An 18,814-nucleotide genomic window follows, 5' to 3' on the forward strand; every position below is an offset into this window, starting at 1 on the left:
CGAAAAACACCGGTAAAGCGTTTTCATTATTTTGTCAAAATAATAGTCCAACGTAATTTAATCACCTTTATTATTTTATGACAACCAAGTTGCTTTATATTCGTCTTCTTTAAATCCAACAGTTACTTTGTCACCTGAAATCGCTAGCGGTCTTTTAACCAACATGCCATTGGCAGATAATAAATCTAACTTTTCATCATCTGTTAAATCTTTAAGTTTATCTTTTAAACCTAATTCACGATATTTAGCGCCATGCGTATTGAACAATTTATTAATATCGATATCAGTTACTTCTAGTATTTCTTTAAACTCATTTTTAGTTGGTGTATGCTGTACGATATCTATGGGTTCAAAACTCACACCGTAATCTTGTAAAAATTTAGCTGCTTTTTTACAAGTTGTACAATTAGGATACTGGTAAAATTTTATCATGATTCTGTACCTCCTATAACTAGTTATCACTAATATATCAAATTTGTTACAAAAACGCTCTAATTAATAAGCTGATTTTTTTTATAACATACAATCGTCCGTTATAATGGTATTACTAATATCAAAAAAAGGAGCAAAATCAATGAAACCTATTAACACAAATGATGCATTTAAAGAAACAATTCAAAGCGATAATCCAGTGATTGTAAAATTCGAAGCTGGTTGGTGCCCTGATTGTAAAGCAATGGATATGTGGATTGATCCAATTCAAGAAAAATACAATGATTATGGTTGGTTCACTGTTAACCGTGATGAATTAGAAGATGTTGCAGCAGAAAATGACGTTATGGGCATCCCTAGTTTACTCGTATTCAAAAATGGTGAAAAATTAGCACACCTACATTCTGCTAATGCGAAATCACCAGATCAAGTTGAATCATTTTTAGAAGAAACGTTTAAATAATCACTTAATTTTTAAACAATAAAAGGAAGCTGAAACATCTTTAGTTATGTTTCAGCTTCCTTTTTAATATGATGCAATGCATCACAGTACTTATAGCAATTAAAATTTTTCTATAATTTCATTAAAGTGACGCTCTCTATGAGGTAACTCGTCTTCTAAATCTGTTAAATATAACAAGCCCACTAATTTTTCATCATCTTTAACCCCAAAGAGTTCTCTAATTTCTGGTGTGAAAATATATGCAGGTGATTTCCAACATGTACCTATACCTGCTTCGTGTAATAACAGCATTAAATTTTGAGCAAATGCACCAAAAGCCATATGATTTTCCAAGTTTTCTTTTTGTCTAGGATCTTCTTTGACAATTAAAGCAAGCATACCACCTAAATGTGTGGCTACTTCATAATGGTTTTGCTGTTTTTTCTGTAAATTAGGAAATGCTATTTCTGATAATTGTTTACTCATATCTCCTAATCTATCTTTTGCAATATGAACTACTCTCCAAGGTTCTCTTAGACCATGGTTAGGCGCATCTGTAGCCTGTTTGATTGCTTTGTATAAAGCGTCGTCATCTATAGTCATATCTCTTTTAAAAATTTTAACACTTCTACGATTCGCAATTGCTTCTTGTAGTTCCATTATATATCGCCCTTTCGTCAATGATAACTATTTTCAATTATAAGACAGGTACAATATATTTTCAAATTACTCGTACATACTAAGTTGCTTTTTCAACGTGGAAACATGTATTTGTCCCGGTGCTTTGGGTGTGTCTAAACAGCCATATGAAATCGACCCTCCAAATACACCCTGTGCTGTTCTTGATATTAAACCAATCTTAGACATGGCAATGCCCACTACATGTTGCGAAACAACATCTGCAGTATCAGACATTGCATTCAATAGGTTTAGTACATCCTGTTTACCATGAGGCATCACAGCAACTTTTATATAATCCGACTCTAGCTGCTGCATTTTATAAAATAAATGCTTTAACGCTTCAAGCTTTGGTGTTTCCTTAAAATTATGGTGAGATAGTACGACTTGAACTTGATTTTTATGAGCTAGTTCAATCAGTTCTTGTAAAATATTGAGTGATCTGGTTTGATCAAATTCTATATCTAACATATCTATATTTTGGCAATTAGCAATTTTCCTTAGAATTTGTATATAGTCATCCTCCCCAAAATCACCTAAACCACCTTGATTTGAAGTTCGATACGTCACTAATAGCTTTTTATTTAGTTTTAAACTTTGAAGATCTTCAACAACTTTTTCGATAGCAATTTCGTTTAAATTTGTCCATTGATCGATTCGTAATTCAATAATATCAATTGAATCTTGAAACTGTATTAAATCATCTATCGTTGATTGTGAGAGTTCTTGTTCTGGTGCAATGGTTACAGCAACTTTTACTTCAGTCATTTAAAAACGCCCTCTTTTTAATAATATTTATAATTGTATAACAACTTCGAAAAAAATTACAAATAATCCTTAAATTATATTTTCTTGATATCTTAGAATGATTTAAATTTTATTTGTTGGGTAAAGAATAAATATGAAAATTTTAGGAGGTAATAAGTATGGCAGTAAATTATGAAACAAAAGCAACAAATACAGGTGGACGTAATGGTCACGTTCAAACTGATGATAAAGCAATTGATGTAGCGATTGTACCACCAGCTCAAGCCGATGCTGAAAAAGGTACGAACCCAGAGCAATTGTTCGCAGCAGGTTACGCTTCATGCTTTAATGGTGCTTTCGATTTAATCTTAAAACAAAATAAAGTAAGAGGCGCTGAGCCAGAAGTTACTTTGACTGTTCGTTTAGAAGATGATCCAGAAGCAGAGAGCCCTAAATTAAGTGTTTCTATTGATGCAAAAGTTAAAAACGTATTATCTCAAGAAGAAGCAGAGAAATATTTACAAGATGCGCATGAGTTTTGTCCTTATTCAAAAGCGACACGTGGTAATATAGAAGTTGACTTAAATGTAGCAGTTGTAGATTAATATTAATATGTAATTCCCCCGAAATTCTAAATTGAATTTCGGGGGTTTTCTTTGCTATTCAGTTCTTGTTGCTTGTTCTTGAAGTCTCATGTTTTAAATACTTTTAATTGTCTTTATATTGGTTATACAGACATACAATTAATATTGAAAAAGAAATAAGAATAAGCACGATTAAAGAAACTATGATTGTTACTAAAGCCCCCATAATTTATGCCTCCGCTTTCATTTATATAACTCACCATATTATAGCATAATTATCCTATTTAATTTCGTTACTTAAAAATTATATTAAGGAATGGTTTAAACTTTATAAAAATATATTTTTTTATAACTTGAATTCTAAATTTATACATATCTTTACAAAAAATTAAATATAGTATTGCTCAAATAAATTTTTTCCTTTAGTATTATATATAAATCGCTTAACTACAGTACTTATACTTAATAATTTAGTTTTCTGGATAAGGAGGGAATAAATGACTCATATTCGTTATTTAACAATTGAAGATCTTCCTATATATCACGCGCTTTTACTACAAGGTATTGATAAGAAACTTGAGGTTATGGCATGGAAACTGCAAAATAAAAAATGTCTTGAAGAGGCAAATATTTCTAGAATCCTATCACCGGAGACTACGGACTACAATATTATCGGTGCATTTGATGGTGAGGAATTAATTGGTGCTGTCACATTAATTCATACAAATCGATATAGTATAGCGCATAAAGCTACATTGGAAAACATGTGTGTAAAAGGTGAAAATCACAACGCACGAGCATCTATATCAAACTTGTTAATGCGTAAAGTCTTCGAAATATGTGATGAAAAACAAATTGAGATTTTAATGACTTCCCTTGTTTCAAATAATATTAGTGGCAAAGTATTTTTCAGCAATCTCAATTTTGAGACACTGGTTTTAGAACAACACGCTAGAAAATATGAAGACTATTACGTAGATGAACATTGGCTCATTTACTACTTTAACAAGCAAGATATCGAGTTATTCGAATAAATCATACCGTTGATACCTATTAATTAAAATACGCCATATATTGGTGAATAAAGCGTTTGTATTAATGATTGACTATGTTTCATTTAACATGAATATATCATTCTACCTCTTAATATTTTAAAATAACTTGCAATCCTACGCATAAGCAAATATTATTTTTAATTAAGTACAAAACAGTTTTAATTTTTTTAAATTGATATCATTTTAAAATACAAGAGAGGACTGAATACTTTGAAATATGCTACAACCTTATTGTCACTATTCTTGTCGTTAATTACGTTAGCAACACCTTTACTTGCAATTGGAAAAGTTTTAGAAGGTAACCTACCTATTTTAGCAGGTGGCTTATTTATCTTAGGTGTCTTATTAATTAACATTTACGCTTGTCTACGTGGCGATCGTATTGCGAACATTTTTGCAATATGCGTATCTATTTTTTCATTTATTTTATTAAGTTATCCAATATGGACAGCTTATATTTCTGGATTTATAGCTTAATCTCTTACATATCAATTCAATATAATATTTAAACCTCTATAATTCTAAAGTTATTTAGTTAATTATAGAGGCTTTTTTATTTTCAAATTATATGCCCTATTAATTAATATAAAGTTTTTTGCATATTTTAATTTTACAAATCTTATGAAAGCGCTATAATATAAAAAATAGGGGGGATTACAAATGAATTTAGCTATATTAGGTTTTATCATGATTATTATATTCATGGTATTAATTATGACACGTAAAATGTCAGCCTTAACTGCGTTAATTGTTATACCAACAATTTTTGCATTAATTGGTGGTTTTTACGCAGGTCTCGGTAAATTTATGCTAGATGGTATTGAAACCGTTGCACCAACAGGGATTATGCTTACTTTCGCAATACTCTATTTTGGTGTGATGATCGACGCGGGATTATTCGAACCTGTCATTAATCAAATTATAAAAGTCGTTAAAGGGGACCCAGTTAAAATCACTTTTGGTACTGTTATTTTAGCATCAATGGTAGCATTAGATGGCGATGGGACAACGACTTTCATTATCACTGTTACTGCAATGATGCCACTTTATAAAAAAATCGGCATGAGTTTATATACATTATCGACGCTGGCACTACTATCCATAGGTGTTATGAATATGTTACCTTGGGGTGGCCCGACGGCACGAGCAATTTCTTCACTGCAAGTCACTACTGAAGAAGTATTTGTACCAATTATTCCTGCTATGATTGCCGGAATTGTTTTCGCTTTTAGCGTTGCATACATATTAGGTAAACGTGCCAAAAAACATATCACATCTTATACAGATATTGACTTAGATGATATTAAACCTACAGATACAAAAGAAGAATCATTACTTAAAAGACCTAAAATGCTTATACCAAATGCCTTGCTTACCATTTCATTGATCGTATGTTTGGTCATTGGTATCATGCCTATCCCAGTTATGTTTATGCTTTGGTTTGGCGTTGCAATTTTACTCAATTATCCAAATCTCAGTATTCAAAATTCAGTTGTAAAAAAACACGCTGGCGATGTACTATCCGTTATTAGTTTAGTATTTGCCTCTGGTATCTTTACTGGTGTAATGAATGGTACTAAGATGGTCAATGAAATGGCTAACGCCTTGGTACACATTATTCCTGATGCAATGGGCAACCATTTTGCTTTAATCACTGCGATACTTAGTGGCCCATTCACCTACTTTATGGCAAATGATCCATTTTATTATGGTGTATTACCAATACTTGCTGAATCAGCGCAACAATTTGGTATCTCTAAAGTTGACATGGCAAGAGCTTCGGTATTAGGACAACCGCTTCATGTATTAAGTCCACTATATGCTGCAGGTTACTTACTTGTCGGTATGTTAGATATTGAATACGGACAAAACCAAAGAATCGTCATAAAATGGGCTATTGGTTCCAGTTTATTTATGATTATTGTAGCCTGTATCCTCGGTATTATACCTTGGTAAAGCATACACAGTAGCAAAAAAATAGATTTTAAATACCTACGACTATTATGATAGCGTAGGTTTGGATATAGACAAATCTACCACATTAATTTGTGGAAGATTTGTCTATTTTTTATATTTATTCATATATGTAGATCGTGCAGGACATATTTTTCATATTGCATTGGCAGTCATTTGACCCAATTTCTATGGAAACAGCGCTAGCCGAAATCTACAAACTAAGACAGTGATTGCGGAAAGAGTGCGTAAAAAACTGCCAACAAAGCCAAGACTTTGCCGACAGTTTGAATTACAACTATTAAGATGTCGAAATTTTTCGGGTCATTTTTTTATAATAAGTTCACAAAATTAGTTATATTTAAGCTTATATTTCTTTAAACCGCAACAGCACTATTCTATAAAATACTTTCAAATTTATATATGCTTTATGAATGATTCAAAAAAATGACATAATAATAATTTATTTTATGAATATCGTTTCATTTTCAACATACATGGGTAAAAGTTAACGTCGGATTTACAATATTAAGGAGTGTTTTTATGAATCAACTTAATGAATGTAATTACGTTAATCCGTCTAAAGTTTCACTTGATTGGGAATGCTTTGTTGTAAGTAAAAGTGATATGGAACTAGATGGTTTACCTAAGGAACTCATTAACTCATGGATGGCTCAAAATATAATTGAACCTTTCTCGATCAGAAATAACGAAATAAATTTTAAAACTCAAGACATTAGAGACGCTTTGAGAAAACAAAATTGGTATTACGATAAGTAAACTTCTTTTTAATTATCTAAGTTCAATATTATTAAGGTATAAACTCAATGCTCTTTTTGCGGATGCTAATACTTCGTGATCAAAATAATGACTATAAAAATACGAGTTTAACTTAATAGAACTTGTTTCATATCTAGGGAAATTTTTATCTCCCATGATATTATGTGCAAGTTGCCCTAACGGTGTATCGTCTTCAATAAAACCAATTACAAAATCATAAAATGTCATAAGCGTTACCTCGACCATCTTTATTTTATTCGTTACACTGTTAATCGTTTTCAAATCTTTATTTAATCATAACAAATAATAACTATTTGTCTATTACGATACATTTTAAAATTTAAAAGTTTTTTAATTGTTTACTGTCGCCACAAGATTTAATTAAGAATTGTAAATTTTATAAAGTTTTTTTAATTATATGTTAATCTCTAACAATATATTTTAAAGCTGAGTGAAATATCCGTATCAGCCCACTTTTTATTGTCATATATTAATATATTAACAAAACAAACCCTACGCATTCATATGCGTAGGGTTTGTTTGTATCCAAAAACTAAATTTCATTTCGTTTTACTCAGCCTAAATTGTATTGGTTTTAGACTAAGACATTACCGTTTTGATCTGCTGGTTTGAATAATGTTAAAATTGCGCCAATAATCGCTAAAATTTGTGGAATCCCTGTCCAACAAAATACTAGGAAAAGAATACCCATACCTGTTTTTCTTGCGTAAAACTTGTGAATGCCAAAACTACCCAAGAAAACGGCTAAAACAATGTAAATTACTTTATTTACTTCATTCATCGTTCTATCTCCTATCTTCATTATATTACTCATATTATACATTAATCAGCTACTTAATTTAAAGTATATTACTTTTCACTATATCGTAACTCAAAGAATCTTTTTTCTAATCTCAAAATTTCTGTATAATTATCTGGCATGATTTCTGCACTTAATTCTATTAACTTATCTAAGATAAAATCCATTAATCTGGCATTATCTTTTGAATGTTCAAAATGTATTTTCACTTGTTCAATCATTGTATTTTCTACTAAAAGTACAAGTGCACGTCCATATGCTTTATCTACCTTCCCTCTTTGAAAAGCAGGTTCTAAATAATTCAGAATTTCATCTACCTTTTCAAACTCACTAAAGCCAGTCTTAATATGTTCGTTTAGCTTATTTGCAATATCCTTAATTCGTTCATCTTCTTGATTATTATCAGGCATTAATGAATTTCTTACCTCAACTTTTTGTTGTACAATTTCAGATTCAACTTTTTCGAATGATTCTTGATATTCATCAATATTTTTGGATTGTAGTGATTCGATGCTTTGTTTCAATTGTTTTAAATTATTATCTTCCATTGAATTCGATATCCCCCTATAAAAGCGTGTCACAGTTTTAAATTACCTATTTTCCCTTTTTTCAAACTTCACTATAATTTGTATTATCGCTGCTTACACTTAAATATAAAACAGTAATTTCAATATTTTCCCTATTGCTGTTTGTTAATTAGTGATAAGATGATAAGGCTATGAGATATAACAAAACTTGTTCAATGATTTAATTTTATTGAACTCACTATAAACATTTAAACATATTAAAGGAGGTGTAGTGATTTGAATCTACATTTCATGATTGTTTTTTGGCTATCTCTTGTCTTTTTAATTTGTGGTATCGTTTCACTTATCACATACAAATTAAGAGGTTCTGAACAAGCAAAAGAATCATTACTAGGCGTTACAGTAATGTTGCTTATTTTTGGTGTTGTAGGTATCCTATTTGCACTCATATTTAGTTAAATATTGTACCAAAGAATCTCTAATTTAATACGGATGCGCCCTTCAAAGTAGACATTTACTAAATGAAAACGACTTTGCAGGGCTTTTTTATAATCTAGCATAGTTAAAATTATTTAAAAATATACTTTCTATAGCATGACTTTTGCTAGTTTAACTTAAGCATCCAGCTATAATTCATACGTTCATCTTATATTTTAATCTTTAATCAGTTAAAAAAGTGTAAATTAACAAAATCACTATTGCTAAAATAAAAAAGTAAACAAAGCGTTTAACTGCTCGCACCCTCTCATGTTGAACCTCATCTTTTGAGTGATTAGTATTTTCATGCAACCTGGTATTAATAAATAAGAATGGCATCGTTGCTAAAAATGCAAAAATGAGGCTAAGTATTACAATAATAAGAAAATTCATAACATCACCTCTAATGATTTTTATTATCACTATGTTATTCCCTTAAAAATTCAATTTAACTGCGCTATTGTAAATCTCTTGAAATTGTATATTCATTGATACATTTAGTTTATAATATAATCAATACAATTTAACCATTTAGATTCACCTTAGGGAGTGTTATTTATGAAATTAACTTATTTACCTGAATGGCAGCTAATCAATCAAAGTAAACAAGCATTTGCTATTCAAGAAGATGAAAATTCAATTTCCTTAGTCAGTCCAATTAACGACTATGCTATGGGCATTTTAAGCCAAGTATTTTTTACTATTGAAAATGACGAAGTTACTGATACTTCAGTCGAAAACAATAGTCAATCCCTTGTTGCCGAAGTCAAAAAAGCCAATAAACAAATTGTTATTAAGGATATTTAAACGCCTTTATAATTACTAAAAACGGGTATATATTTAATAATCGTTATAACTTTATAGTTGTGGTACCTCATGTCATGAAACAGTGCGTAACTCAGTTTAATAAGATAGGTGTGTGATGGGAATGAAATTATTCAAAAATCTATTACTATTGCTAACTGGTGTACTTGTCGTTCGCGCTTTATTATTGAGTGTCGACAATTCAAATGAAGATAAAATTGAAAATAAAGTAAACGTGCAAGCGGAACAAAAATCATAACCTGTAACACTAAATAAACCTCATTCTTTCGTTCAATCAACTTTAGAATTGTGAGGTTTATTTTAATCTATGTCCATTCATATTTTCAGTCATATATACAGTAAAGTGAGGTTACTATGCAACATTTCAAAACAAAAATTGAACACTTTCAAATCTATATTTATTTTTCTGCAATAATGCTTGGCATACTGATAGGGACCAATTTCCCAGGTATATCTAGCATTTTAGAAACTTTAGTAGCTATATGTATCGCAATACTTATGTTTAGTATGTTTTCACAGATCCCCTTTTTCGAATTACAAAAGCGTGTCCTAAACTTAAAATTTGTGACAGCACTTATCATTGCTAATTTTGTCATTCTACCTATTCTCGTTTACTTTTTAATTTCTATTTTCAATATAAGCTCATCTGCAATATTAATTGGGCTATTTCTAGTACTATTAACACCATGTATTGATTACGTCATTGTTTTCACTGCTTTAGGTAAAGGCAACGCTCAATATATGCTTATCTCAACACCCATTTTATTTGTTTTACAAATTTTATTATTACCACTGTATTTAACAATGTTTTTAGATAAATCCATACTTACAATAATTGATATAGAGCCGTTTATACATTCTTTTTTCACATTTATAATTATTCCATTACTACTCGCATTGACTTTACAATTATTGAGTAAAAAATATTATGTGATGTCACAGACTTTAAAGGCAACGTCTTGGCTACCTGAACTCTTTATGTCACTGGTATTATTTACCGTGGTAGGTTCACAAATTAATAAAATCGCTAATGACTTATCGGTTGTTGTCAAAGTAGCGCCTTTATATATTATCTTTATGCTAATCGCTCCTTTTATCGGATATTTCACGGGTAAAATTTTCCATTTAAAACCATCCATTTTACGGACATTAGCCTTTAGTACAAGCACTAGAAATGCCTTAGTCGTACTTCCCCTAGCATTATCATTACCAGATCAGTGGGTTACAATAACCACAACAGTGATCATCACACAGACTTTAATTGAATTGATAGGTGAACTTTTTTATATAAAAATGATACCTTCGCTGATTAAATCGTAATACATTGATTCCTGCTTATTCACTTAGCACCAAAATTAAAATAAAGCGTATATTTTTTTATTATTATACAATTTAACATGATACAACTAAATTATTTGGTATAATTGATATGAATCGTAAAATGTTACTTTATAATATAAAATGACATATAAGCGCTATGTTTTTCATTTTCAAATACTTAAATTAACTTAGGAGATGAGCATGATGAAAAAAATTATTTTAGTATTATTGGGGATTGTTAGTCTTAGTTTTTTGATTAAGCCATTATTAAACCTTGTCATTGATGACGAATTAGAAGAAGATGTCGTTGATGAAGATAGAAAAACGAGTCAGTTTTAATACATTTTCACTTAGTATATACAAACCAAAAGACAAGACATCCGTTGATGCCTTGTCTTTTTAATGAGAACTTGTTTATATCGACGCCATAACAATATCGAAGTAGTGATCCACGCCACTGTTCTCATTTGATAATTCAATTTATTTCTTTTTATACGCTAATGATTTAAAATAATCATATATTTACTTTTTACACTTATGTGACCTCGCAAATTTTACCCTGAGGTGATGATATGAAAACTTTAAGAAAAATAAACGAAAATAACTTCATTATTTATCATATACAGACAGATTTAGGCCTTATCATTAAAGTAAAAACAGATGCCAGCTTATCCGAATATCAAACAAATAACCTATTACAAAGCGTATCTAAAGAAATGGACGATAAGCTTAGACAAAATGTTGAATGACTTCGATAATGATATAAAGCAGCAATGCTAAAATATACTTTTTAAAGTTATTTTAGTGTTGTTGCTTAGTTTTTTATTAATTTATTATGACAATAATAAATCCTATAAATAATACAAACGTTGATAATCTTGGTTTACTTTTCCCTAACAATCCACTAAGTAAGACCAGAGACAAACCTACTATTAATAATTGATTATTAAATGTTGTGATACCTAAAGCATCTCCGACCATCATAACGACACCATAAATAATAATCATACCGATGAATATACTGCAAATAAGCGAAAATATATTTAATAATTTCATATGTTACATCCCTTTTTAAAATTAAAACACGCCACTTCGAAAAGTGGCGTCAACCTCGAAAATATAATCGGCACTAGAGTTTGGAGGACTTCTTGTGCTTAGTTATATATACCCACTTTTATTAAATAAAAACACAAATAACTAATAATATCAAAATAACTACAATTTTTTTTTTGCTACTTTGAAAACATTTAACTTTCAATACTTAATAATGGCAGTTGATAATAAATTAATTTTAATAAAATTAATCATACTGTTGGAAAACAATTTAATAAAAAGTTATCCTATAGATAAAGCATTAATAAAAAAACAGATTAATTATCTAGTTGAATTTAGTATTAGATATCATACATTTCGATAAGTTATGGATATTTACATTGAAATGTTTTTATAAAAAAGGGTGATGGAATGGAAGTATTACGTAAAGTTTATAAGGATGGCGAACCTGTTTATCATGTCAAAACAGATAAAGGCTTAGTTATTAGAATCAAAGGATCTGATGATTTAACAGATTCAGAAACCGAGGAACTACTATTACTCGTTTCGCAAGATGTTGACAAAATGAAAAAATAATCGCAAAACAATTAACATTTCAATGTTGTCACCAACCTCAAAATCAAGGGGCTTCAATTTTAATTCAATATAGAACACTGCGTCTATTTAATCCAATTAATTATTAGCGCCAACTAGAAAATGACTTTTCTTAGTTGGCGTTTTGTTTTGTAGATTATATGATTATAATAAAAATTCAAAGTGGATTTTTAAATATAACGACGATTACATCGCTACCCATATTATATTTAAATTTGTGTACGCATTTCAAACACAATATGTGGTATACCATCTTCCATATATGTATCCGAAACACTGTGAAAACCAAATGATTCATAAAATGGCTTTAAATGTGCTTGCCCTGAAATTTTTATTGTCGTGTTTTGATACATTTCATTTATTTTATTGATTGTCTCATTGATTATTTTGCGTCCATAGCCTTGATTTCTATAATTTTCGGAAACCAAAACTCTTCCAAAACTTATATACTGTTCAAACGTTATAATTCTTGTATAAGCCACAATGTCATTCCCATTGCTCAATATGACATGAATTGCATCTAGATCATAATCATCAACCTCTTGATATATACATTTTTGTTCTACGACAAACACGCGAATTCGAGCTTGATAAATTTGTATAAGCTCTTGACTAGTTACATCTCTCGTATGTTTTATATTTAATTCCATTATTCACCTCCCAAAAGCACACGTACACAAACCATAACCTTAGTAATTATTTATAGCAGTAATGTATCACTTATTTATATTTATTGCTCAACGATTTGAATCAAATTACCACATGTATCATCAAAAATAGCATACCTTATGCCTTCAACTTCTTTTGGTTCAGTGTGAAATGTAATACCTTTATCAATCAATGCTTGATGTTCACCATCCAAGTTATCCACGCCGAACATTGTGACAGGAATCCCTGCCGCATATAGTCCTTCTTGATAGTCTTTAGCTATAGGAATGACATTGGGTTCTAATACGATTTCAACGGTATTAGTCGAATTTTTTCTGTAACCGTTACCCATCTAAAACCACCGCCAATTTCAATATTATGTTTTGTCTTAAACCCTAGTTTTTCAGTATAAAATTGTTGCGCCTTGTCTTGATCATCTACAAAAATGCTTGTCGCTATAATTCTCATTTATATTCTCCTTATCTATGAAATCATTCTTATATCAAATATATGGTTTACATCTAAAATAATAACTTTTTGTTTATATACACAATAAAATTAAAAAAATATTATATGATATGGTGGTATTTTCAATAAAATATAAGTTTGTATTACAGAAATATATATACTACAATGGCACATGGATGTTGATTATCTATTTCTTTTAGGAGTGACTTGTTATGAAAAATCTTATGGAATTGCGCGAAAAATCTAATTTAAGTATTTCAAAACTAGCAATTAATTTAAACGCGAACTACAATACAGATATTAGAATTTGCCAAATTTGGGACTGGGAAAATGGCTATCGCAATGTTTCAAATAAAAACGCATCAATTTTAGCTGATTACTTTAATGTTTCTGAAAAAGAATTCATGAATTAATTTTAAGGGAACTTAATTATTTGTATATTTAAGTGGGAAACGCATGTCCGTTCCCCACTTTTTATTATGCTTAATTTTTAAAGATAACTGTTATGATATAGTCTATACCTTCAACACTGTCCGTGACAGATGGTGTCACACTTACTAATTCCCAGTGTTGCTTATCATTGACGTATTGTAAAAATTCATTGACACGTTTATCAAAATCACTAAAACTTTCTTCATATTCCATATGCAATGTTTTTATTTCCATATTAATCACTCCTCTATTTTATTTATTATAAATTCTTCATTTTTCTAAAACAAATCAAACAAAATCACATCAGTTTTATTTAATTCAATTGTTGTAACCTTACTTTTTTAATTTTTATTTAATTCATTTTCAAGCCATTCAACGATTTCTTCAAAAATAAATTTATTTTGAGATTTTTCATTAAATATTTCATGTTGTAAGCAATCGTAGATATGTAATGACTTATGTACTGAACCTATTTCTTGAAAAAATTGTATAGAATCTTGATAACTTACTAAACCATCTTCTTTTCCATGTAAAATTAATACATTATCTGTAAAATTTTGAGCATGCGCTTTTAGGTATTCAATACCATCCATTAATGAAAAGATAAGCCCCATTGAAATTTGCTTCGCATTTAAGTCATCAAGTTCATATTTTTCCATTACTTCTTTTTCTGAACATACCCCTTCACCTAAACTATTTTCTAAATATGTGTCCGGTGAGAAGTTTTTATCAGGATTACCAAAAAGTTCATTATTATAACGTGTTAACGCACCTGAAGTTATCACGCCATCTACTTTATTTGGATGCTGTGTTCCATATAACGCAACGGTATAACCGCCCATACTATGTCCAATTAGATATACTTTACCGTCCATATGTGTCTTAACATCATTTGTGACCGCTTCTAAATCTTCAACAATTTCATCACTATTGCTGTAAAATGTTTGTTTTCCTTCTGAACGCCCGTGTCCTCTTTGATCATATCTTATGACATTAAAACCATTGTCATTTAAATAGCCTGTAATCTCATCATAGCGATCTAAATGTTCTGCTACCCCATGCACGATAATAATATTTGCTTTTGCTTCTTGAACATCATTCACTTTCATATAGAGTTTCGTATTATCTTTAGACTTCACATATTTAATATAATTCATATTAATCACTCCATTTTATTGAAATTATTCATACGTTAATTATAACCCTATTTTCAAATAATTCATACGTTAAACATATATAGCATTTACTTATATATCATCTAGTTGAATGCTATACTTATTTATACAAAATACATATTTCAAAGGATAACCATGTATAAATCAATCACATTAATGCGTACATTATTTAATTCATTAAATATAAGTGCTTTAGATCACTTAACATACGAAACCTATAATGCAGAATACGAAAGCTATTGTTTTCAAATTAATCATTGTAGATATAGACACAGATTAGCTAAAAAAACACCAACAAAATCTGGTTACTTTGTTGTTTTCTGGACTAAAGACCACGATAACAACAATAGGCCATTTACATATCAAGAAGCTAAAGATATCTTAATCATTACGGTGCTTGATCATACGCACAAAGGTCTCTTTATCATCCCCAAATCTGAATTACTTGCACAACGCTTACTGTATTCGGAAAATAATAAAGGGAAAATGGCAATGCGCGTTTACCCACCTTGGGAGGTCAATTTAAACCCATCAGCTCAAAAAGCTCAAAAATGGCAAACGCAATATTTCATTGATCTAACACACACCACTGACTTTCATTTACTGAAAAAGTTAATGACTGTTGAAGATTAATTCTTTAATGAATCGCTCTTGCAATGGAAATCGTTTAAATATCATAGTTCTCCCAACTTTTTAATATCGGTTAATGATATGATTAAATAGGAGCGTGATATAGATGTCAAAATATATATTGTCTTATAATTTAAATTCCATTTCATACGGTTACGAAAAATTACCGTCTCAATTAAATAATTTAGGAAGTGCTTTATTTATATACAGAGGCTTATGGCTTTTAAAAAGTGATTTAGACAAAACTACAATTTGTGAAAACATCAAAACTTACTTTACTTCTACCGATGATTTTCTAATATTTGAAATTGAACAAAGTCCATTAGGTACGTTAAGTGAACAAAAGTATAACGAAATTCTGCAACTACTTGATGAGTAAACACATTCTACATGAATGTGTTTTTTACTTTTAAAATATCGTTCGGCTTACTTCAAAATGGATTTTAATTGCGTTAAATTTTATTATTTTGTATATTATAAGTATAAGAATTTTTAAAAATATATTTTTGAGGTGAATAACATGGCAGATGAAAGTAAATTTGAACAAGTTAAAGGTAACGTAAAAGAGACAGCAGGCAATGTTATGGATAACAAAGATTTAGAACAAGAAGGTAAAGAAGATAAAGCTTCTGGCAAAGCAAAAGAAGTAACTGAAAATGCAAAAGATAAAGTTAATGATTTTATAGACAAATTAAAAAATAATATTGTGTCCACATCTATTTGTAGCTATCGTATATCGGCAAAGTGATTATCTTTGTCGATATTTTTGAATCAATATACTACAAAGGACACGCTAAAATAGATAAAACTAAATATTGCCCACTTTTTAGTTGCGAATAAGTTTATGTATAGTACAATTGAATAAATCTTATCATTTCTATATGTCATATAGTTAATGATGACTAACACAAATATTGTATCATTGTAGTTTCATAGCACTAGCTTCAATTTTACAAAATGCAATTTTAAGGGGATCTCTATGAAAATTATTAACTATGAAATTGGCGCTATCGACATAAGATACACAGTTGAAACAATTAAAGGTCATATATTTACACATTCATTTCCAAAAGACACGCCATCTAACAATGTAGAACGTTATTTAAAGTTACTATCTACTAATGTTGATGAACGAAAAGCAGAGATCTAGATAGCGGAAAGTTCTATTCGGATTAAAATATATATTTATACTAGAGATAGTTGTGTTATAAAACCATACTAATGACCATAAGCAAAAGGGACACAAAACCAAATCAAATTTCATTAAGTTCAAAATATAAAAAGAGAGTCGTCCATTATAATTGGAGGAACTCTCTCTTTTTTAAACTGTTGTAGATTGAATATCTTTGTTTATCTATTGTCGCCTTAATAATATAGTGGTTCAAAATGTTATTAATATATCCTTTTTCGCTTTTCATTCAATATTAAAGTAAATACTTAGGTGATTTTGAATAAGTATATAAGCAAAATCATATTAAATGCTATTTTCAAAATTAATTAGCATTATCTAAAAAGAAGTCTGAAATTAAATTTAAAAATTGCTTTGGCGATTCTAAGTTAGCTAAAGGTGCTGTATTAGGCATTGTATTCTTTTTTACATATGATATTTCTTTAATCATTACCTCCGAAATATCATGAAAATCTTCAACATCATACTCACCATTAATAATTAATACAGGAATTCGTATATTTTTTAACTGTAAAATATGATCTTCGTTTTTTATTTCCTCACATGAATTTTTTGCTTCAGGTTTAATTAAAAATTTCATTTGCATATCAACCACTAATTGTTTTACATCTACGTTGATAAGTTCTGCATCCCTATTTCTTAGTATCCAAGTTTTATAGTTTAACTTTGCTGTTTCTTCAATTTTTCCTTCTTGCAATAATCGTTCTTCATCTTCCTCATATTTTTGGAGAAAAGATGAACCTTTCCATCCACCTAAAGCTGGTGACAATAGTGCTAAGCTCAGACACTTTTCCGGATTTTCTAAATAAAAATCAATAGCTAATTTTCCACCAAATGAAGCAGCTAAAATATGAGTATCCTTGATGTCCAAATGTGTCAGTAGTTCATTAATAATGTTACTATAAGCATAATTTCCTTCTGTAAAATCACTAAAGCCAAAGCCAGGAAGATCAAATCTAACTACTCGATATTTTTCTGATAGTAAATGGAATTCTTTATCCCACATGCGCGAATCTGCAATTCCAGCATGCAGTAATAATATATTTTCACCATGACCTTCGATTCAAAATAAATATTAGCTCCCGTAGCCTTAAAAACCCTTTATCTCCATATGTTGTCATAGTATACGAACCCCCTGTTGATATCGATAAATAATGAGTCATACTTAAAACATGAATAAGATAAAATATTTTCTGCCTTTCATATTTAACAGCTTCATTTCTTTGCGTTAACTTCTCATTTCTTTTTTTGCAACTACACTTAAATTTTTAATAAGATAAAATTTACATTGCATGTTTTATACCCTTTTTAACTAAATACCAATTGATTGGATAACTTGTCATAAATCCGATTAACATCGCAATTTGCATTAAGAACCAATATTCAACATGATTAGGCTGCATGTAAGTTGGACTAACAAAGAGATGCATAATAATCATAAAACCAAACATACCAATTTCAAAAGCAATTAACGATAGCGTATCGGCTTTGATTGCGTCTACTAAATCTCTACCTGGATGGTCATGTTTAATTTCCATGTGGAAGTATTGGAACATTAAACCGAAGATATAGGCTAATATAAATTCGATAATAAACTCTGTCACCATTTGATTATTAAAAAACAATAACCCCGTAAAGAAAACAACAGGCGCACCAATTAAGTCCCCCAATGAGCAACCAGCACTACAGTGTGTTGTAGAAACAACGACACTTTTCCAAAATGGCTTATTACTATGATGTTCATGATGATGCATCGTGTCATGGTGATGATCATGCTGGTGTGACATGTGATCAACTTCTTTTTCTCTGCCTAAACGATAATAAGCGATTAATCCTAAAATCGGAAAGTACAAGCCGGTTAATGGCCACACAATATTCATAATCATCATTTGACGTTGTGGATTTTTAAATATATCTAATAGTATAATTAAAAATTGTAATATTCCTACTATAATAAATATTAAAGATATCGTCACAAACATATT

Annotated in this window: 30 protein-coding genes and 1 pseudogene; 18 read left to right on the forward strand and 13 right to left on the reverse strand. The window is 29.8% G+C overall.

Annotation, left to right across the window (positions count from 1 at the left end; translation table 11 throughout):
• Positions 1–75: 75 nt before the first annotated feature.
• Complete coding sequence (locus ACM6UH_RS10460; protein ID WP_011303548.1) at positions 76–432, reverse strand: arsenate reductase family protein; 357 nt, start codon at positions 430–432, stop codon at positions 76–78.
• Between the two features lie 142 nt (positions 433–574).
• Between ACM6UH_RS10460 and ACM6UH_RS10465 the strand changes: the two genes are divergently transcribed.
• The gene (locus tag ACM6UH_RS10465; protein ID WP_011303549.1) at positions 575–895 is read left to right on the forward strand and encodes a thioredoxin family protein; all 321 of its coding nucleotides are present in this window, start codon (positions 575–577) and stop codon (positions 893–895) included.
• Positions 896–994: 99 nt separating this feature from the next.
• Here the strand turns inward: ACM6UH_RS10465 and ACM6UH_RS10470 are convergent, their stop codons facing one another.
• The gene (locus tag ACM6UH_RS10470) at positions 995–1,534 is read right to left on the reverse strand and encodes a nitroreductase family protein (protein ID WP_002483850.1); all 540 of its coding nucleotides are present in this window, start codon (positions 1,532–1,534) and stop codon (positions 995–997) included.
• A 66-nt stretch (positions 1,535–1,600) separates the two neighbouring features.
• Positions 1,601–2,320: a type I 3-dehydroquinate dehydratase gene (aroD, locus tag ACM6UH_RS10475; protein WP_011303550.1), complete on the reverse strand. Its 720-nt coding sequence runs from the start codon at positions 2,318–2,320 to the stop codon at positions 1,601–1,603.
• A 158-nt stretch (positions 2,321–2,478) separates the two neighbouring features.
• On the opposite strand from aroD, the gene ACM6UH_RS10480 reads away from it, so the two are divergent.
• The 5 genes from ACM6UH_RS10480 (at position 2,479) to ACM6UH_RS10500 (ending at position 6,671) form a co-directional block, all read left to right on the forward strand.
• Complete coding sequence (locus ACM6UH_RS10480; RefSeq protein WP_011303551.1) at positions 2,479–2,904, forward strand: organic hydroperoxide resistance protein; 426 nt, start codon at positions 2,479–2,481, stop codon at positions 2,902–2,904.
• 476 nt (positions 2,905–3,380) lie between these two features.
• Positions 3,381–3,917 carry a GNAT family N-acetyltransferase gene (locus ACM6UH_RS10485; RefSeq protein WP_002483853.1) on the forward strand — a complete coding sequence of 179 codons (537 nt, stop codon included), beginning with the start codon at positions 3,381–3,383 and terminating at the stop codon, positions 3,915–3,917.
• A gap of 231 nt (positions 3,918–4,148) precedes the next feature.
• Entirely contained in the window at positions 4,149–4,415 is a 267-nt protein-coding gene (locus ACM6UH_RS10490; protein WP_011303552.1) for a hypothetical protein, read from the forward strand.
• Between the two features lie 183 nt (positions 4,416–4,598).
• Positions 4,599–5,894: a CitMHS family transporter gene (locus ACM6UH_RS10495; protein WP_047502573.1), complete on the forward strand. Its 1,296-nt coding sequence runs from the start codon at positions 4,599–4,601 to the stop codon at positions 5,892–5,894.
• 540 nt (positions 5,895–6,434) lie between these two features.
• Positions 6,435–6,671 (forward strand): hypothetical protein, encoded by a 237-nt coding sequence (locus tag ACM6UH_RS10500; RefSeq protein WP_011303554.1) that lies wholly within the window; start codon positions 6,435–6,437, stop codon positions 6,669–6,671.
• A gap of 12 nt (positions 6,672–6,683) precedes the next feature.
• Here ACM6UH_RS10500 and ACM6UH_RS10505 read toward each other — a convergent pair whose 3' ends face one another.
• From ACM6UH_RS10505 to ACM6UH_RS10515, 3 genes are all read right to left on the reverse strand, one after another.
• Complete coding sequence (locus ACM6UH_RS10505; protein WP_047502576.1) at positions 6,684–6,899, reverse strand: YozE family protein; 216 nt, start codon at positions 6,897–6,899, stop codon at positions 6,684–6,686.
• A gap of 367 nt (positions 6,900–7,266) precedes the next feature.
• Positions 7,267–7,473 carry a TM2 domain-containing protein gene (locus tag ACM6UH_RS10510; protein ID WP_002483856.1) on the reverse strand — a complete coding sequence of 69 codons (207 nt, stop codon included), beginning with the start codon at positions 7,471–7,473 and terminating at the stop codon, positions 7,267–7,269.
• A 68-nt stretch (positions 7,474–7,541) separates the two neighbouring features.
• A complete protein-coding gene (locus ACM6UH_RS10515; protein ID WP_011303556.1) occupies positions 7,542–8,039 on the reverse strand; it encodes a hypothetical protein in 498 nt (165 codons plus the stop codon).
• Positions 8,040–8,294: 255 nt separating this feature from the next.
• Here ACM6UH_RS10515 and tsaT point away from each other — a divergent pair, with 255 nt between their 5' ends.
• The 6 genes from tsaT (at position 8,295) to ACM6UH_RS10545 (ending at position 11,389) form a co-directional block, all read left to right on the forward strand.
• On the forward strand, positions 8,295–8,477 hold the full coding sequence (gene tsaT / locus ACM6UH_RS10520; RefSeq protein ID WP_011303557.1) for a type II toxin-antitoxin system toxin TsaT: 183 nt from the start codon (positions 8,295–8,297) through the stop codon (positions 8,475–8,477).
• A 576-nt stretch (positions 8,478–9,053) separates the two neighbouring features.
• Complete coding sequence (locus tag ACM6UH_RS10525; RefSeq protein ID WP_011303559.1) at positions 9,054–9,302, forward strand: hypothetical protein; 249 nt, start codon at positions 9,054–9,056, stop codon at positions 9,300–9,302.
• Between the two features lie 121 nt (positions 9,303–9,423).
• Positions 9,424–9,558: a hypothetical protein gene (locus tag ACM6UH_RS10530; RefSeq protein ID WP_011303560.1), complete on the forward strand. Its 135-nt coding sequence runs from the start codon at positions 9,424–9,426 to the stop codon at positions 9,556–9,558.
• A 116-nt stretch (positions 9,559–9,674) separates the two neighbouring features.
• The gene (locus tag ACM6UH_RS10535; protein ID WP_048787522.1) at positions 9,675–10,640 is read left to right on the forward strand and encodes an arsenic resistance protein; all 966 of its coding nucleotides are present in this window, start codon (positions 9,675–9,677) and stop codon (positions 10,638–10,640) included.
• Between the two features lie 204 nt (positions 10,641–10,844).
• Positions 10,845–10,979 (forward strand): hypothetical protein, encoded by a 135-nt coding sequence (locus ACM6UH_RS10540; RefSeq protein ID WP_256104193.1) that lies wholly within the window; start codon positions 10,845–10,847, stop codon positions 10,977–10,979.
• 233 nt (positions 10,980–11,212) lie between these two features.
• On the forward strand, positions 11,213–11,389 hold the full coding sequence (locus tag ACM6UH_RS10545) for a hypothetical protein (RefSeq protein ID WP_002483863.1): 177 nt from the start codon (positions 11,213–11,215) through the stop codon (positions 11,387–11,389).
• Between the two features lie 76 nt (positions 11,390–11,465).
• Here ACM6UH_RS10545 and ACM6UH_RS10550 read toward each other — a convergent pair whose 3' ends face one another.
• Positions 11,466–11,696 carry a hypothetical protein gene (locus ACM6UH_RS10550; protein ID WP_011303563.1) on the reverse strand — a complete coding sequence of 77 codons (231 nt, stop codon included), beginning with the start codon at positions 11,694–11,696 and terminating at the stop codon, positions 11,466–11,468.
• A 408-nt stretch (positions 11,697–12,104) separates the two neighbouring features.
• Between ACM6UH_RS10550 and vraX the strand changes: the two genes are divergently transcribed.
• Complete coding sequence (gene vraX / locus ACM6UH_RS10555; RefSeq protein WP_002483865.1) at positions 12,105–12,269, forward strand: C1q-binding complement inhibitor VraX; 165 nt, start codon at positions 12,105–12,107, stop codon at positions 12,267–12,269.
• 227 nt (positions 12,270–12,496) lie between these two features.
• Here the strand turns inward: vraX and ACM6UH_RS10560 are convergent, their stop codons facing one another.
• Positions 12,497–12,937: a GNAT family N-acetyltransferase gene (locus ACM6UH_RS10560; protein ID WP_047502579.1), complete on the reverse strand. Its 441-nt coding sequence runs from the start codon at positions 12,935–12,937 to the stop codon at positions 12,497–12,499.
• A gap of 80 nt (positions 12,938–13,017) precedes the next feature.
• Positions 13,018–13,403: pseudogene (locus ACM6UH_RS10565) on the reverse strand (VOC family protein).
• A 212-nt stretch (positions 13,404–13,615) separates the two neighbouring features.
• On the opposite strand from ACM6UH_RS10565, the gene ACM6UH_RS10570 reads away from it, so the two are divergent.
• Positions 13,616–13,816 carry a helix-turn-helix domain-containing protein gene (locus ACM6UH_RS10570; protein WP_047502582.1) on the forward strand — a complete coding sequence of 67 codons (201 nt, stop codon included), beginning with the start codon at positions 13,616–13,618 and terminating at the stop codon, positions 13,814–13,816.
• A 70-nt stretch (positions 13,817–13,886) separates the two neighbouring features.
• Here the strand turns inward: ACM6UH_RS10570 and ACM6UH_RS10575 are convergent, their stop codons facing one another.
• Together ACM6UH_RS10575 and ACM6UH_RS10580 are read right to left on the reverse strand one after the other, a co-directional pair.
• A complete protein-coding gene (locus ACM6UH_RS10575) occupies positions 13,887–14,069 on the reverse strand; it encodes a hypothetical protein (protein ID WP_047502585.1) in 183 nt (60 codons plus the stop codon).
• Positions 14,070–14,176: 107 nt separating this feature from the next.
• On the reverse strand, positions 14,177–14,992 hold the full coding sequence (locus tag ACM6UH_RS10580; RefSeq protein ID WP_048787523.1) for an alpha/beta hydrolase: 816 nt from the start codon (positions 14,990–14,992) through the stop codon (positions 14,177–14,179).
• Between the two features lie 153 nt (positions 14,993–15,145).
• On the opposite strand from ACM6UH_RS10580, the gene ACM6UH_RS10585 reads away from it, so the two are divergent.
• The 4 genes from ACM6UH_RS10585 (at position 15,146) to ACM6UH_RS10600 (ending at position 16,790) form a co-directional block, all read left to right on the forward strand.
• Positions 15,146–15,643 carry a MepB family protein gene (locus tag ACM6UH_RS10585; protein WP_047502591.1) on the forward strand — a complete coding sequence of 166 codons (498 nt, stop codon included), beginning with the start codon at positions 15,146–15,148 and terminating at the stop codon, positions 15,641–15,643.
• A 103-nt stretch (positions 15,644–15,746) separates the two neighbouring features.
• Positions 15,747–16,019: a hypothetical protein gene (locus tag ACM6UH_RS10590; RefSeq protein ID WP_011303569.1), complete on the forward strand. Its 273-nt coding sequence runs from the start codon at positions 15,747–15,749 to the stop codon at positions 16,017–16,019.
• Positions 16,020–16,160: 141 nt separating this feature from the next.
• A complete protein-coding gene (locus ACM6UH_RS10595) occupies positions 16,161–16,388 on the forward strand; it encodes a CsbD family protein (RefSeq protein WP_047502594.1) in 228 nt (75 codons plus the stop codon).
• 231 nt (positions 16,389–16,619) lie between these two features.
• Positions 16,620–16,790: a hypothetical protein gene (locus ACM6UH_RS10600; RefSeq protein ID WP_002483874.1), complete on the forward strand. Its 171-nt coding sequence runs from the start codon at positions 16,620–16,622 to the stop codon at positions 16,788–16,790.
• A 343-nt stretch (positions 16,791–17,133) separates the two neighbouring features.
• Here the strand turns inward: ACM6UH_RS10600 and ACM6UH_RS10605 are convergent, their stop codons facing one another.
• The gene (locus tag ACM6UH_RS10605; protein WP_231558558.1) at positions 17,134–17,835 is read right to left on the reverse strand and encodes an alpha/beta fold hydrolase; all 702 of its coding nucleotides are present in this window, start codon (positions 17,833–17,835) and stop codon (positions 17,134–17,136) included.
• A 277-nt stretch (positions 17,836–18,112) separates the two neighbouring features.
• Positions 18,113–18,811 (reverse strand): DUF4396 domain-containing protein, encoded by a 699-nt coding sequence (locus tag ACM6UH_RS10610; protein WP_107636899.1) that lies wholly within the window; start codon positions 18,809–18,811, stop codon positions 18,113–18,115.
• Positions 18,812–18,814: the final 3 nt, after the last annotated feature.

It is taken from the genome of Staphylococcus sp. LKG4-2 (genome assembly GCF_050955665.1).
In the GTDB taxonomy this organism is placed as follows: Bacteria; Bacillota; Bacilli; order Staphylococcales; family Staphylococcaceae; genus Staphylococcus; species Staphylococcus saprophyticus.

Bases quoted from the DNA above. Each gene is read 5' to 3' on its own strand.
- ACM6UH_RS10560 (WP_047502579.1), bottom strand. From the start codon at position 12,937: ATGGAATTAAATATAAAACATACGAGAGATGTAACTAGTCAAGAGCTT.
- ACM6UH_RS10465 (WP_011303549.1), top strand. From the start codon at position 575: ATGAAACCTATTAACACAAATGATGCATTTAAAGAAACAATTCAAAGC.
- ACM6UH_RS10500 (WP_011303554.1), top strand. From the start codon at position 6,435: ATGAATCAACTTAATGAATGTAATTACGTTAATCCGTCTAAAGTTTCA.
- ACM6UH_RS10610 (WP_107636899.1), bottom strand. From the start codon at position 18,811: ATGTTTGTGACGATATCTTTAATATTTATTATAGTAGGAATATTACAA.
- ACM6UH_RS10495 (WP_047502573.1), top strand. From the start codon at position 4,599: ATGAATTTAGCTATATTAGGTTTTATCATGATTATTATATTCATGGTA.
- ACM6UH_RS10470 (WP_002483850.1), bottom strand. From the start codon at position 1,534: ATGGAACTACAAGAAGCAATTGCGAATCGTAGAAGTGTTAAAATTTTT.
- ACM6UH_RS10485 (WP_002483853.1), top strand. From the start codon at position 3,381: ATGACTCATATTCGTTATTTAACAATTGAAGATCTTCCTATATATCAC.
- ACM6UH_RS10505 (WP_047502576.1), bottom strand. From the start codon at position 6,899: ATGACATTTTATGATTTTGTAATTGGTTTTATTGAAGACGATACACCG.
- aroD (WP_011303550.1), bottom strand. From the start codon at position 2,320: ATGACTGAAGTAAAAGTTGCTGTAACCATTGCACCAGAACAAGAACTC.
- ACM6UH_RS10580 (WP_048787523.1), bottom strand. From the start codon at position 14,992: ATGAATTATATTAAATATGTGAAGTCTAAAGATAATACGAAACTCTAT.
- ACM6UH_RS10600 (WP_002483874.1), top strand. From the start codon at position 16,620: ATGAAAATTATTAACTATGAAATTGGCGCTATCGACATAAGATACACA.
- ACM6UH_RS10525 (WP_011303559.1), top strand. From the start codon at position 9,054: ATGAAATTAACTTATTTACCTGAATGGCAGCTAATCAATCAAAGTAAA.
- ACM6UH_RS10540 (WP_256104193.1), top strand. From the start codon at position 10,845: ATGAAAAAAATTATTTTAGTATTATTGGGGATTGTTAGTCTTAGTTTT.
- ACM6UH_RS10460 (WP_011303548.1), bottom strand. From the start codon at position 432: ATGATAAAATTTTACCAGTATCCTAATTGTACAACTTGTAAAAAAGCA.
- ACM6UH_RS10550 (WP_011303563.1), bottom strand. From the start codon at position 11,696: ATGAAATTATTAAATATATTTTCGCTTATTTGCAGTATATTCATCGGT.
- vraX (WP_002483865.1), top strand. From the start codon at position 12,105: ATGGAAGTATTACGTAAAGTTTATAAGGATGGCGAACCTGTTTATCAT.
- ACM6UH_RS10515 (WP_011303556.1), bottom strand. From the start codon at position 8,039: ATGGAAGATAATAATTTAAAACAATTGAAACAAAGCATCGAATCACTA.
- ACM6UH_RS10545 (WP_002483863.1), top strand. From the start codon at position 11,213: ATGAAAACTTTAAGAAAAATAAACGAAAATAACTTCATTATTTATCAT.
- ACM6UH_RS10605 (WP_231558558.1), bottom strand. From the start codon at position 17,835: ATGTGGGATAAAGAATTCCATTTACTATCAGAAAAATATCGAGTAGTT.
- ACM6UH_RS10480 (WP_011303551.1), top strand. From the start codon at position 2,479: ATGGCAGTAAATTATGAAACAAAAGCAACAAATACAGGTGGACGTAAT.
- ACM6UH_RS10570 (WP_047502582.1), top strand. From the start codon at position 13,616: ATGAAAAATCTTATGGAATTGCGCGAAAAATCTAATTTAAGTATTTCA.
- ACM6UH_RS10530 (WP_011303560.1), top strand. From the start codon at position 9,424: ATGAAATTATTCAAAAATCTATTACTATTGCTAACTGGTGTACTTGTC.
- ACM6UH_RS10575 (WP_047502585.1), bottom strand. From the start codon at position 14,069: ATGGAAATAAAAACATTGCATATGGAATATGAAGAAAGTTTTAGTGAT.
- ACM6UH_RS10590 (WP_011303569.1), top strand. From the start codon at position 15,747: ATGTCAAAATATATATTGTCTTATAATTTAAATTCCATTTCATACGGT.
- ACM6UH_RS10585 (WP_047502591.1), top strand. From the start codon at position 15,146: ATGTATAAATCAATCACATTAATGCGTACATTATTTAATTCATTAAAT.
- ACM6UH_RS10510 (WP_002483856.1), bottom strand. From the start codon at position 7,473: ATGAATGAAGTAAATAAAGTAATTTACATTGTTTTAGCCGTTTTCTTG.
- ACM6UH_RS10595 (WP_047502594.1), top strand. From the start codon at position 16,161: ATGGCAGATGAAAGTAAATTTGAACAAGTTAAAGGTAACGTAAAAGAG.
- ACM6UH_RS10535 (WP_048787522.1), top strand. From the start codon at position 9,675: ATGCAACATTTCAAAACAAAAATTGAACACTTTCAAATCTATATTTAT.